11 protein-coding genes are annotated in these 13,190 nt (G+C 44.1%); 1 reads left to right on the forward strand and 10 read right to left on the reverse strand.

Translation table 11 applies throughout. The features are described from left to right. Positions 1–29 precede the first annotated feature (29 nt). Both LKO26_RS03370 and LKO26_RS03375 read right to left on the reverse strand, forming a co-directional pair. On the reverse strand, positions 30–2,459 hold the full coding sequence (locus LKO26_RS03370) for a thiamine pyrophosphate-dependent enzyme (protein ID WP_227586426.1): 2,430 nt from the start codon (positions 2,457–2,459) through the stop codon (positions 30–32). Between the two features lie 177 nt (positions 2,460–2,636). Then, complete coding sequence (locus LKO26_RS03375; protein ID WP_227586427.1) at positions 2,637–3,614, reverse strand: polyprenyl synthetase family protein; 978 nt, start codon at positions 3,612–3,614, stop codon at positions 2,637–2,639. Between the two features lie 118 nt (positions 3,615–3,732). Here LKO26_RS03375 and LKO26_RS03380 point away from each other — a divergent pair, with 118 nt between their 5' ends. Continuing rightward, a complete protein-coding gene (locus LKO26_RS03380; RefSeq protein ID WP_227586428.1) occupies positions 3,733–5,118 on the forward strand; it encodes a peptidoglycan DD-metalloendopeptidase family protein in 1,386 nt (461 codons plus the stop codon). 20 nt (positions 5,119–5,138) lie between these two features. Here LKO26_RS03380 and LKO26_RS03385 read toward each other — a convergent pair whose 3' ends face one another. From LKO26_RS03385 to LKO26_RS03420, 8 genes are all read right to left on the reverse strand, one after another. Beyond that, positions 5,139–6,029: a hypothetical protein gene (locus LKO26_RS03385; protein WP_227586429.1), complete on the reverse strand. Its 891-nt coding sequence runs from the start codon at positions 6,027–6,029 to the stop codon at positions 5,139–5,141. 21 nt (positions 6,030–6,050) lie between these two features. Beyond that, positions 6,051–7,085, reverse strand: coding sequence for a 23S rRNA (adenine(2503)-C(2))-methyltransferase RlmN (gene rlmN, locus LKO26_RS03390; protein ID WP_227586430.1), 1,035 nt, complete (start codon positions 7,083–7,085; stop codon positions 6,051–6,053). Between the two features lie 94 nt (positions 7,086–7,179). Continuing rightward, positions 7,180–8,229, reverse strand: coding sequence for a tRNA preQ1(34) S-adenosylmethionine ribosyltransferase-isomerase QueA (gene queA, locus LKO26_RS03395; RefSeq protein ID WP_227586431.1), 1,050 nt, complete (start codon positions 8,227–8,229; stop codon positions 7,180–7,182). A 139-nt stretch (positions 8,230–8,368) separates the two neighbouring features. Continuing rightward, on the reverse strand, positions 8,369–9,028 hold the full coding sequence (locus LKO26_RS03400) for a hypothetical protein (RefSeq protein ID WP_227586432.1): 660 nt from the start codon (positions 9,026–9,028) through the stop codon (positions 8,369–8,371). A gap of 57 nt (positions 9,029–9,085) precedes the next feature. Then, positions 9,086–9,772 (reverse strand): hypothetical protein, encoded by a 687-nt coding sequence (locus LKO26_RS03405; RefSeq protein WP_227586433.1) that lies wholly within the window; start codon positions 9,770–9,772, stop codon positions 9,086–9,088. A gap of 9 nt (positions 9,773–9,781) precedes the next feature. Next, the gene (locus LKO26_RS03410) at positions 9,782–10,438 is read right to left on the reverse strand and encodes a hypothetical protein (RefSeq protein WP_227586434.1); all 657 of its coding nucleotides are present in this window, start codon (positions 10,436–10,438) and stop codon (positions 9,782–9,784) included. 22 nt (positions 10,439–10,460) lie between these two features. Continuing rightward, positions 10,461–11,144 (reverse strand): hypothetical protein, encoded by a 684-nt coding sequence (locus LKO26_RS03415; RefSeq protein WP_227586435.1) that lies wholly within the window; start codon positions 11,142–11,144, stop codon positions 10,461–10,463. Between the two features lie 33 nt (positions 11,145–11,177). Next, entirely contained in the window at positions 11,178–13,172 is a 1,995-nt protein-coding gene (locus LKO26_RS03420) for a S9 family peptidase (RefSeq protein WP_227586436.1), read from the reverse strand. Between the last annotated feature and the right edge of the window lie 18 nt (positions 13,173–13,190).

Here is a 13,190-nt window from a genome sequence, read left to right on the forward strand (position 1 = left end):
GATTTTTTCTTATTTGTATGTCTGCTCTTTTAAATCGCCGGGAATTTCGCAGGGTTGCTCTCGTGGAAGATGGCATAGATTTTTTCTACCATATCATCTACGCTGGGCTTACTGAAATAATCGCCGTCACTCGCATACGGAGGTCTGTGGTTTTCTGCAGAAATCGTTAGTGGATCGGCATCCAGATATCTGAAGGCTTTTTGCTTTTCCATAATCTGCTGCAGCATAAATGCAGTGGTGCCGCCTTCCACATCTTCGTCAATCACCACCAGACGGTTGGTTTTCTTCACACTTTGGGCAATTTCCTGCTCCAGGTCAAACGGAATGAGCGACTGCACATCAATGACTTCTGCAGCAATTCCTATTTTTTCCAGTTCCTGAGCCGCATCCATTACCAGTCTCCATGTAGAACCATAGGTCACCAGCGTCACATCTGCGCCTTCTCTGGTCACTTCAATTTTCCCTACCGGCACCGTAAATTCGCCCAGATTATCGGGTTGTTTTTCTTTCAGACGGTAGCCGTTCAGACACTCCACAATAACGGCAGGTTCATCGCTTTGCAGCATGGTATTGTAAAAACCGGCAGCTTTGGTCAGGTTTCTCGGTACCAGAATATTGATTCCTTTAGACAGGTTCAGAATTCCCGCCATAGGCGATCCCGAATGCCAGATGCCTTCCAGTCTGTGACCACGGGTTCTGATGATTACCGGCGCTTTCTGCCCGCCTTTTGTACGGTACTGTACAGTAGCCAGATCATCACTCATGCCCTGCAAACAGTACAGAATATAATCCAGATACTGAATTTCGGCAATGGGTCTCAGACCCCGCATGGCCATTCCGATCCCTTGCCCCAAAATGGTGGCTTCGCGAATTCCGGTATCGGCCACACGCATTTCGCCATATTTTTCCTGAAGCCCTTCCAGCCCCTGGTTTACATCACCAATATTTCCGGAGTCTTCACCGAAAACCAATGTTTCCGGGTATTTTTCAAATATTTTATCAAAGTTGTTTCTCACCACTACCCGTCCGTCTACCATTTCAGAGCTTTCTGAATATACCGGCGGAACTTCCTTTACATTCGTAGCTTTCCATTGCGACTGTGAGTAGAGGTGTGATGAATAATTGTCTTTTTCCTGAGCAAATAGCTCATGGTATCTGTTCTGAAGTTCTGTGCGAGCTGCGGACTGGCTTCCGCGGGTAAGTAACAATGCTTTTCTTACCAGGTGAAACACATCTTTCTTGGCTACAGAAATCAGTTTGCCGAAATGCTCCAGCTCAGCTTCAACAGCACTGTTTTCGGTTTTCAGATTTTCAACCAGTGGCAGAGCAGAATTTTTCAGATCCTGAATGGTTTTCTGATAATCTTCCCATGCCTTTTTCTGACCGTCTTTAACCAGTTTTTTGGCTTCGGCTTCAATCTTTTCCAGATCTTCTGCAGTGGCCAGTTGCTGCTCTGTTCCTTCTATTTCTATGGAATAGTTCAGAATCCAGTTTTTGAACTGAACCAGTCCGTCATATTCTGTTTCCCACTTCAGGCGTTCTTCGGATTTATATCTTTCGTGCGAGCCGGAGGTAGAGTGACCTTGCGGCTGGGTAACTTCTACCACATGAACCACGACCGGCACACTTTCTGTTCTGGCAAAATGCTCAGCACGGGCATAGGCATCCAGCAGCGCAGGATAATCCCAGGCCTTCACCTGAATAATTTCGCAACCCTGATTTTCGCCTTCTTTGCGCTGGAATCCGGACAGCATTTCAGCAATATCCGCTTTGGCTCTCTGGTTCTGGGTGGGCACAGAAATTCCGTAACCATCATCCCAAATGGAAACAATCATGGGAACCTGCAGGGCACACGCCGCATTCAGCGTTTCCCAGAAATGACCTTCTGCCGTAGAAGCATCGCCTATGGTTCCGAAAGCCACCTCATTGCCCCCGTTTGAGAATTTTTCTGATCCGTCAAACTGTACGGATTTATAAATTTTGGAAGCCTGCGCCAGTCCAAGAAGTCTCGGCATCTGTCCAGCGGTAGGTGAAATATCTGAAGAGATGTTTTTCTGTTCCATCAGATTTTTCCAGCTGCCGTCTTGGTTCAGGCTGCGGGTAGCATAATGTCCGTTCATCTGGCGGCCTGCAGAAGCTGGCTCACGCTCCACACTGGTATCTGCATACAGCTGTGCAAAAAAACTTTCTACGGCTACCGCACCAATGACCAAAGAAAAAGTCTGGTCCCGGTAATACCCGGAACGGAAGTCACCATTACGGAAAACCTTGGCCATGGCCAGTTGCGGCAATTCCTTACCATCGCCGAAAATTCCGAATTTTGCCTTGCCCGTCAGCACTTCCCTTCTTCCCAGATAAGACATTTCACGGGAGATTCTCCCGATGCGGTAGTCTTCTAAAATCTGGTTTTTAAAGTCTTCAAAAGAAATCTGCTGGGTTTCTATGTAGGTCGTTTCCATAAAATCTGAATTTGCACAAAGATAATAATTTTACAAACTCGGTTTCTGCCTTTGGTTTAATAAGTTCTGCCGATATGGTGAACTCATAGAAAACATACGGCGAAAAACCATTTATCAATTATTGAATAGTTAAAAAGATCGGGATTATTTAATGAAATGTATAATTTAAGAAAAAAATTAAAATTTTCTTTCAATGACGAAATCCAGCATTTTGTGAAGCGCTGTGCGGGCCTCTGACTCAGGGAACTGGTTCAGGATGTCCTTGGCTTTCTGCTGGTATTCTTTCATGACCGTGACCGCATAATCCAGTCCGCCGGTTGACTTTACGAATGCAATGAGTTCTTTCACCCTTTTGGTGTCATTATTATACCTTTTGATGGTGTTAAAGTAATGTTTGCGGTCGGTTTCGGCGGCGGTACGCAATGCATAAATGAGCGGAAGGGTCATTTTCTGTTCCTTAATGTCAATTCCTACCGGCTTGCCGATGATATTGGAAGAAAGATAATCAAACAGGTCATCCTTTATCTGAAATGCCATACCGGTAAACGTTCCGAAATCCTGCATTTTTTTGGCTAAAACTTCGTCGGCTCCATTAGACAGCACCCCGATTTCGCAGCAGGCAGCAATGAGTGTAGCAGTTTTCTGGCGGATGATTTCATAATACACATCCTCTGTAATGTCCAGTTTCCGGGCTTTTTCCAGTTGCAGCAGTTCACCTTCACTCATTTCCCGGATGGTCCGTGAAATGACGGAGAGCAGGTCATAATCCCGGTGATCTGTAGAGAGCAAAACGGCTTTGGACAACAGATAATCTCCTACCAATACTGCAATTTTATTCTTCCACAAAGCATTAATAGAAAAGAAATTACGTCTTTTGAAGCTTTCATCCACCACATCATCGTGCACCAGTGTTGCAGTATGAATCAGTTCGATCATACTGGCACCGCGGTAAGATTTTTCATTAACCTCACCTACCAGTTTCGCACATAAAAAGACGAACATCGGGCGCATCTGCTTCCCCTTGGTAGTCACAATAAAACGGGTTACTTTGTCCAGCAACGCCACGTTGCTTTGCATGGATTCATAAAACTTCTGTTCAAAAAGTTTCATCTCCCTGCCAATCGGCTTTTTAATTTCTTCTACGATATTGGCCACGTAATTCTATGTTTGCGGATGACTATTTGTTCTTTTTCAGCAAATATAAATTAATTATTTATTTAAATAAGGACGCCACTGATAATTTTGTACATTTGAAAGACTAAAAACTACAAATATGAAAACAAAAATTTTAACACTGGGACTTTGTGCAGCCCTTCATTTGGCATGGGCCCAAACCGGCGGCGGCGAATTTAAATTTCAATCTGCAGAGTGCCTTTCACCGGAAGCGCGTGCGCAAGTGCAAAAAATGCTGGAAAACAACCGGCAACAACTTCAGAAAGAAGGTAAACTGATGGCCAAAAACGGGCTGGTTACGCCCTTATTCTCCTGGCCTGTAAAAAAAAGCAGCGGAGCACCCTACAACGAAGTCTGGAGTATTTCCAATTATGTGGATCACAATCCCAATTTCCCCAATCTGCTTCAGGATTACAACTGCGGCACCCGGACTTACGATACGAGCGCCGGTTACAACCATGCCGGCATTGACATTTTCACCTGGCCTTTCGGTTGGTATCAGATGGATTACAATCAAAGTGAAGTCATTGCAGCGGCACCGGGAGTCATTCTCGCAAAAAGCAACGGCAACTATGACCGGAACTGTGCCTTCAACAGCAGTAACTGGAATGCGGTCTATATACAGCACAGTGATGGCAGTGTAGCCTGGTACGGACATCTGAAAAACAATTCTGTGACCACCAAAAGTGTGGGACAATCTGTAGCAGAGGGCGAATATCTGGGAATTGTGGGAAGCTCCGGCAATTCTACCGGCCCTCACCTTCATTTTGAAGTGTATAACAGCAATAATCAGCTGGTAGACCCCTATCAGGGAGCCTGCAACACCTGGGCCTCTGCCACACAATCCTGGTGGCAGAATCAGAAAAATTATAACAATCCGAAAATCAATTCCATCTCTACGCACAGTGGCGAAGTGATTCTGAATAACGGCTGCGGCGTACAGGAAACTACGCTGTTTAAAAATGCTTTTAATGCCGGAGAAACGGTGTATGCTTATCTGTTTTTATCTGATATAGCTGCAGGCGCACCGGTGAACTTTCAGCTGATCCGGCCGGATAACTCAGTAGGATACAACAACACGTTTAATATGCCTCAGTTTTATACCGCATCATACTGGTACTATTCGGTGCCGGCTTCCTATTTTGGGCAGAGCGGAGCCTGGAAAGCTACGGTGACCGTAAACGGCATGACCCAAATCCATAATTTCACGTATGGAGTGCTCTCTGTTGCGGAAGGACAAACAAATGAGTCGCCCATTAAGGTGGTCAATCCGGTGAAAAACCAGCAGATTCAGATCGAATATCAGGGAAAAGCCAACCAGGAATACACCCTGGAAATTTATTCGATGGAGGGAAGACTGATTAATAAAAGAAAAATCATTTTAAGGAAAGGTCTGAACCAACTTCCGTTTCATGGTGCCAGGGGACAATACATAATGAAAATCTCTGCAGAGCACTTTGAAGAAACTTTTAAACTTTTACATTAAAATTCGGCAGTAAACCGGGATCATTTCCCGGTTTTTATTTGATGATGGGGAATGAAATACAGACTTTGCCCGGAAGTACCCAGTGGTGTACTGAAGGCTTCGGCAGAAATGTAAATACCGTTTGAATTGACTGCAATTCCCTCAGTCTGGCCTACACCAAAAGCGGTTCCCAGATAATACTTTTGCGGTTTCTGATCAAAGAAAACACCCGGATTAGTTTCATGATAAACACTGAGAAATACTTCCGCTTTTTTAGTGTAACCCAGTAGATAGAGTCTCTGATTAAAATATGCTGCATCGGTTACCATAAAGCCGGTGGCTGTGCTTTCCACCTTCCTGGCTGGCTCTGCATCAGTTGCCTCAGGATTCACCATATAATGTGTGGTTCCCGCAGAAAGCCATTCCTTTGTAAAAATGTGAATTTTTCCATTGAGGAAAATCATGGCTTCCGCATCAAAATTATGCCGGAGATTGCGGGAGGAAAAATCCTGCTGTTCCGGATAAAAAAATGGAACAGCCACCACCCCAACATCTGAATTCCCCTTCCTCAGACTGTCTTTGTGAACTTTATAAACAGTTAAATCCTTTCGGTTACCGGTATTATTTCCAAAATCACCAATATACAGGGATGTGCCATCTGCAGTGAGTGCCTCCCAGTCTGTATGCGGCAAACCGGTTCCGTATTGATGCAGGATCTTGCCGGATTCAGTATCGATCTGAAAGAGATCTGCAGCATTCCCGCTGTCATTCAGCGAAAAAAGTGCATCATTGATAAAGACTAATGCGGATGTTTCCCGCAACTCGTCGGGAAGTGTGGCCACCTTGTACTTTTTAATCCTGAGAAAATCAGTTTGTTGCGCACCTGCCCACGCATAATGAAAGAGAACGATGAACAGCAGAATATTTTTCATGACGGTTCAGCAATGTAGAAATTATTCCGCAGATTTATTGGCCAGCTGTCCGCAGGCTGCATCAATATCACCTCCCCTGCTTTTGCGGACCATGACCGTGATTCCGGCTTTGGTCAGTTCACTTACATATCGTTCCTCGGCTTTTGTACTGCGGTGATCAAATTTACCTTCACCTATCGGATTATATTGAATAATATTGACCTTGGAAGGAACTTTACGGCAATACTTAATCAACGCTTTAATGTCTTCCTCAGTATCATTAATGCCACCCCAAACGCAATATTCGAACGTCACCGGACTGCCGGTTTTGCTGTACCAGTACTGCAGCGCTTCCATGATATCGGTCAGCGGAAACTTCTCTGAAAAAGGCATGATGTCATTCCGTTTTTCCTCTATTGCAGAATGCAGGGATAAGGCCAGTTTCACCTTCACCTCTTCATCGGCCAGCATTTTAATCATCTTCGGGATTCCGGAAGTGGAAACGGTAATTCTTCGGGGCGACATGCCCAAACCTTCTGGTTGGGTAATTTTACGGATAGCCTCAACCACATTTTTGTAATTCATCATCGGCTCCCCCATACCCATAAACACGATATTGGACAGCGGACGGTCAAAATAGAGTTTACTCTGGCGGTCTATGAGGGCTACCTGATCTACAATCTCGGCAACTTCCAGATTGCGCATTCTTTTCAGCCGGGCGGTGGCACAGAATTCACAGTTCAGCGAGCAGCCTACCTGGGAGGATACACAGGCGGTAGTCCGCGTTTCGGTGGGAATCAGTACAGATTCTACCAGCAGGCCATCATGCAGTTTCACACCGTTTTTAATGGTTCCGTCGGCTGATTTCTGTAATAAATCTACAGAAACCGGATTAATGGTGTATTCCTGTGCAATTTTTTCCCGGAGGTTTTTAGAGATATTCGTCATTTCATCTATGGAATGGAGATTTTTGCTCCATAACCAGTCGTACACCTGTTTGGCACGAAAAGGCTTCTCACCGATGGACAAAAAGTAATCGGTAAGCTGCTCCAGAGATAAAGTGCGGATATCTTTCATCAATTTTCAATATATAAAAACCCTTTACCGACGCAGGAAATGAGCAGGGTGTTCACTTTCTGCGCCCGGGTTTTAAGGTTCAGTGAGAATGACTCTACAGAATCAGCATGGCATCACCATACGAATAGAATTTATAGTCATTCTTAATGGCTTCCTGATAGGCTTCCATAATAAAATCTTTGTCTGCAAATGCGGCAATCATCATCAGCAGTGTAGATTTTGGCGTATGGAAATTGGTAATCATCGCATTGGCCACTCCAAAATCATGCGGCGGAAAAATGAACTTATTGGTCCAGCCGTGATAAGGTCCGATTTTCTTATTAGATGAAACCGACGTTTCCAGGGCGCGCATGGTAGTAGTTCCTACTGCACAGATTCTGCGGCCTTCTTCTACCGCTTTATTAATGATGTCTGCATTTTTCTGGTCGATAATTGCTTCTTCAGATTCCATTTTGTGCTTGGAAAGGTCTTCCACCTCAATCGGGTTAAAGGTTCCCAGACCTACGTGCAGGGTAATTTCGGCGAAATCAATTCCTTTAATTTCCAGTCTTTTCATCAGGTGTCTGGAGAAATGCAGTCCGGCGGTAGGCGCAGCCACAGCACCTTCATGTTTTGCGTAGATGGTCTGGTAGCGTTCTGCATCTTGCGGCTCTACTTCACGTTTAATGTATTTGGGCAGTGGTGTTTCTCCCAGTTCCTTCAGCTTGGCACGGAACTCTTCATAAGAACCGTCGTAGAGGAATCTCAGGGTTCTCCCGCGGGAAGTGGTATTGTCTATCACCTCTGCTACCAGTGCTTCATCTTCGGTAAAAAACAGCTTGTTTCCGATTCTGATTTTTCTGGCCGGATCTACCAGTACATCCCACACGCGGGTTTCCTTGTCCAGTTCTCTGAGCAGGAAAACCTCGATCTTGGCTCCGGTTTTTTCCTTGTTTCCGTATAATCTGGCTGGGAAAACTTTGGTATTGTTGAAGATGAACAGATCTTTTTCATCAAAATAATCTACTACATCTTTGAATAATTTATGTTCAATGGTTCTGTCTTTTCTATTGAGAACCATTAGTTTAGCTTCGTCTCTGTGTTCGCTTGGGTGTTCTGCCAACAGATTTTCGGGCAGTTCGAAATTGAAATCGGATGTCTTCATAAAACTTACGGATTTTATTAAAAATTAAGTCTGCAAAGATACGACTATAAAAAGCGAAAGTCAAGGGCTTGCCTGATTTAATAAAAACCAGATATGGAAAGAAAATTAAAAATCGCGCGGGGATTATTTAAACACTTGTTTAAAGTTTCATCATCTTCAGGTTGTCCGGAAATGTAAGTGTAAGACTTGTTTTTAAAAATTCTTTGACGGATTGATTACTGGAAGATTTACTTTTCGTCCACTGCACAGCGCTATGCTTCACCATAAAGCAACATCCTTTTTTTTGCAGTTCATGCTGCAGTATTTCCTGTTCCATAGGATCCCGGACATCCAGACCCGGCATATGAATCCAGGTAACCGCCGAAGGCTGGAGTTCAATTTTGATAATGCTCGATGGTTTGCGCGATTCCGGCTTGCGGAAAACTTTTATTTCATATTGCAGTGGTCCGGTTTCAGTCAGTAAAGACATTCTGCCGTCTACCGCAGAAATATTAGATTGTGAGACATTGTTCAGAAATGCCTTTGGATTTACTTCTTTGTCATATTCAACAGAGGCGTCATACACATTCCGGAAAATGTCACCCGACCGGTAAATGCGGAAATAATGAAGTTTCTTTCTCTGATTATCGTAGATTGTAGCCAGATACCCGCCACTTATCTTTGCCACCGACATGGTCTCACCCGTTTCAGCATTCAAAAAATGATAATAATTACGGAGATCAGTACCGAGGCCTCTTCTTTTAAAAACATTTTCAGTATCTATAAAATAATCAAAAGAAAGTTGCTGAGCGTATGCCATACACTGCAATATACAGAGGAATAACAATATATTTTTTATCATTTTTGCGGTTTAGCTTCATGATTCGAACAGGTATAGTTTTTTCGGAATTTTAAGTACGAGGCTTGTTTTAAGAAATTCATTGACGGTACCACTCCGTGATGCCTTAAATTTCATCCACTGCGCAGTGCTGTTCTTCACAATAAAACAACATCCTTTTTTCTTTATTTCGTTTTGCAATACTCTTTCTTCCAGATTATCAGGATAATCAAAATTCAACTCTGGTGCCCAATTTACCGCCTCAGGCACAAGCTCAAATTTAATAACAATAATAGGTTTGCGCGACGTCCGGCTTTCAAAAATTTTCATTTCGTAACCCAGCGGACCGGTTTCAGTAAGCAAAGCCATTCTGCCGTTTACCGATGAAATATTAGAGTAAGGCTCTACGGCTTTTATTTCTTTTTCAAATTTGCGGGATACTTCATAGACATTCCGGAAAATGTCACCCGACCGGTAAATGCGGAAATAATGAATCATCTTTCTCCGTTCATCGTATATACCGGCAAGATACCCGCCACTTATTTTTGACACGGACAAAGTTTCACCCGTTTCTGAATTCAGAAAACTGTAGTGATTTTTGACAAAAGTACCATAACCCCTTCTTTTAAAAACATTTTCGGCATCTATAAAATAATCAAAAGAAAACTGCTGAGCAAATACCAGAGACGGGCACAACCACAGGAATAACCATATATTTTTCATCATTTTTGCAGTTTAGTTCTTCAGAAAAGAGTTTTTATAATGAATGGCGGCCGGCAGTGTCACGGTTAATTCTACCTGTTGTAATGTGGTGCGGCGGTACTGTGTTTTGTATCTTCCGGCCGTGTGCAGCGCTTCTTCTACGCGATAGTTGAGGCTTCTGTCCAGCGATTTGCGAAGACGGTTCAGGAGCAGATTGCTTTCTTTTTTTCCGTTTTCGTTATAGGTGATGTTCAAAAGATCCTCTTCGGATTCCATCAGGCAGAATTCCATTTTTTCCCGGGTCTGATTCTTAGGTGATTTTTTTACATACGTCAGTTCATAATCCCGGTCTGAGCGTTTTTTCAGCTGCACATTGGTAATTTCCACATCATTGCTGAAGAGTACCTTCAGGCTGTATTCGTACTGGTAACGCAATGTGTCTGCCACCACTTCTGTTTTGAAATAATGAATTTCATTGCGCGCATCATCATGTATTCTTGCAGCATCCGGATAAAGAATCATCTGATAACCGGTATCTTCTGAATGATCATACACCCTCACCTCCTTCGCCGGCTGTGGCGGAGTGGTTTGTGTGATCTCATAAACCGACAGGTAATTAAAATGATATTCGCGCTGCGCAAAACAGTACTGCGCAAAAAGGACGATATATAAGAAAGCAAATTTCTTCATCAGAATTAAAAAAAGTTGGGATTTATTTCTTTGACATGAGTTTACGGAGGCGTTTGGTGTCCGGAAGTTTTACTTTAAAATTTTTCTTTTTTGCCTGCTGGGCAATGTGAAATGTGGAACCCGGAACATATTGCTCAGTAAATTCTTTAGAAAAATACTTACCACCCTGCGGTAGCTCACTTCGCAATTTTTCCAGCATCATCTGATTAACCATTCCGCACCCATCAAACCAAAAAATATGCGCCAGTAAATCATCTGTCGTTTCGGATATTGAAGCTTTCAATACGTAAATTCTGTCGTCTTTATAACCTTTTACTTCGTAGATATTCTCCTGCAGTTTGTGCACGGTAGCCGAGTCTGCCCTTGTATCTGATGCTAAGGATGGATATTTGTAACTACGATGATACTTTAGCTGTAATTGCGGAGCGTTTCTATCCGATATTACCGCAAAATCATGCATCAGATTCCGCCGGAAATCATAAATCATTGCTTTGTCCGGCCCAAATTTATTATTACGGTAAAACATCAGCCTTGTTTCTGGCACCTCAGAATTCACATAGATTTTGGTGGTATCCCGCACGAACCGAAAATGAAGGTTCCGTGAATCTCCAAGATGGTTTCCTATTGCGGTGATTTCATAATCAAAACTATACGTCTGCGCACCAGCAAGTCCGCTCCAAAAGAGCAATGTTGTACAGAAAATCAACAAAAATTTTTTCATCATTTGCAAGAATCAGGGTTACAAGGTCTCTTTCAGCCACCCAAAGAACTCGCGCTGCCAGGCCAGACCATTCTGCGGATTCAGCACCCAGTGGTTCTCGTTCGGGAAATACAGGAACTTAGACTTCAGACCTTTTAATCTTGCCGCCTGAAACGCTTCCTGACCCTGTTCATATGGTACCCGGAAATCGATCCCGCCCTGAATCACCATAATCGGTTTGTTCCATTTGTCCACAAAATTGACCGGATTAAATTCGGTGTAGGCTTTGGGCAGCGGCTTCTCAAAAGGCGAACCGATGTCCCAGTTGGCAAACCAGAGTTCTTCCGTGGTCAGTGCCCAGGACTTCATATCAAACAAACCGTCATGCGCAATGAAGGTTTTAAAACGGTTTTCGTGCATACCGGCCAGCATGAACACACTGTAGCCGCCATAACTGGCACCCACGGCACCCATGCGCGCTGCATCTACATAGGGCAAAGTTTTGGCATAATCTGCAGCGCTCAGGTAATCCTGCATCACCTGCCCGCCCCAGTCTCCGGAGATTTGCTCATTCCACGCGGTTCCCCATCCCGGCATTCCTCTTCTGTTGGGTGCCACCACCACGTAACCATTGGCTGCCATCAATGAGAAATTCCAGCGGATGCTGAAGAACTGGGTAAGACCCGACTGTGGGCCACCCTGGCAATAGAGTAAGGTGGGGTATTTCTTATTCGGGTCAAAGTTTGGCGGATAGTGAATCCACACCCCCATTTCTTTGCCGTCTGTGGTTTTAATCATTTTCAGTTCAGACGTTCCCGGGGTAATTTGAGCATAATTTTCTTTATTCACCTCGGTTACCGGTTTCATGTCGCCGTTTTTCAGGTTTACAGAAAATAAATCTGCATTATGATTGATGTCGGTGCGGGTAACCACCAGATTGTTTTTCTGCTGCGCAATGATGCTGTTCACATCAAAATTCCCTCTGGTTATTTGTTCAATTTTGGCATTCTTCGGATTCAGTGAGAACAGCTGATTGGTTCCCCGGAAAGCAGTAGTGAAATAAATTTGTCTGGAATCGCCGGTCCAGAAGATGTCGCCTACCACGCTTTCGTCCCAGTTTTTGGTAAGATTGGTGATCTGTCCTGTTTTCCAGTCCATTACTTTGATGTCATTCTTATCGGCCTCATACCCTTCGCGCTCCATGGATTGCCACATCAGCATTTTTCCGTCCGGCGAGAATTTCGGATGTACATCGTATCCTTTATTGGCGACCGTGAGGTTTTTTACGGTGCCGGAAGCCAAATCGTAGGAGAAGATGTCGGTATTGGTAGATTTGGCGTATTCTATTCCGCTGAGAGGCTTGGTCACATACAGAAGTTGTGACGAGTCCGGGCTCCACACAAAATCTTCAGCACCACCAAAGGGTCTCTGCGGGGAATCCCACGGTTTCCCTTCCAGGAGGTCTTTGGCCTGCGCTGCGGGCTGATCTGCATGGACTACGAAAACATGGTTGTACTTTCCTTCGTTAAAATAATCCCAGTGTCTGTGATTCAGATCGGTATAAATATGAGCGGTCGTTTTCGGCAGGTCTTGGTATTTGTCTTTGCCTAAAAGTTTTTCTACCAGTACCTCGCGGCTGAACGCTATTTTCTTTCCGTCCGGTGAAATCACAATATTGGCAGCGTCTGGTAAGAGATAAAACTCTGACCAGGTTTTCCCGGCATCTTTAGACAGGAGAATCAAATCACCTTCACTGGCGTAGAGTCCATTTTTATCCCACTGGATCAGTGATTTTTTACCCAGATCCACAGATGAAGCCTGTGCAGTTGCAATATTGAGAAAATAATGGGTACGGTTGCTTTTCTCGGTTTCCAGATCTGTTTTTGCCACGCTGTAAATCAGCGCATTGTGATCCGGACTCACTGCAGAAACGCTCATTCTGTTCAGGGTCCACAACGTTTCGGGAGTCATCACATTCTGTGCATTCATAAGAAAGGGAGCTGCCAGTGCAGCCAAAGCATATTTCAGTTTCATAGACGTATTTTGAAGATG

Source organism: Chryseobacterium sp. MFBS3-17, assembly GCF_020687745.1.
In the GTDB taxonomy this organism is placed as follows: domain Bacteria; phylum Bacteroidota; class Bacteroidia; order Flavobacteriales; family Weeksellaceae; genus Marnyiella.

Excerpts from the sequence above, each read along its gene's own strand:
- LKO26_RS03400 (WP_227586432.1), bottom strand. The coding sequence starts at position 9,028 with ATGGCATACGCTCAGCAACTTTCTTTTGATTATTTTATAGATACTGAA.
- LKO26_RS03380 (WP_227586428.1), top strand. The coding sequence starts at position 3,733 with ATGAAAACAAAAATTTTAACACTGGGACTTTGTGCAGCCCTTCATTTG.
- LKO26_RS03385 (WP_227586429.1), bottom strand. The coding sequence starts at position 6,029 with ATGAAAAATATTCTGCTGTTCATCGTTCTCTTTCATTATGCGTGGGCA.
- rlmN (WP_227586430.1), bottom strand. The coding sequence starts at position 7,085 with ATGAAAGATATCCGCACTTTATCTCTGGAGCAGCTTACCGATTACTTT.
- LKO26_RS03405 (WP_227586433.1), bottom strand. The coding sequence starts at position 9,772 with ATGATGAAAAATATATGGTTATTCCTGTGGTTGTGCCCGTCTCTGGTA.
- LKO26_RS03370 (WP_227586426.1), bottom strand. The coding sequence starts at position 2,459 with ATGGAAACGACCTACATAGAAACCCAGCAGATTTCTTTTGAAGACTTT.
- LKO26_RS03420 (WP_227586436.1), bottom strand. The coding sequence starts at position 13,172 with ATGAAACTGAAATATGCTTTGGCTGCACTGGCAGCTCCCTTTCTTATG.
- queA (WP_227586431.1), bottom strand. The coding sequence starts at position 8,229 with ATGAAGACATCCGATTTCAATTTCGAACTGCCCGAAAATCTGTTGGCA.
- LKO26_RS03410 (WP_227586434.1), bottom strand. The coding sequence starts at position 10,438 with ATGAAGAAATTTGCTTTCTTATATATCGTCCTTTTTGCGCAGTACTGT.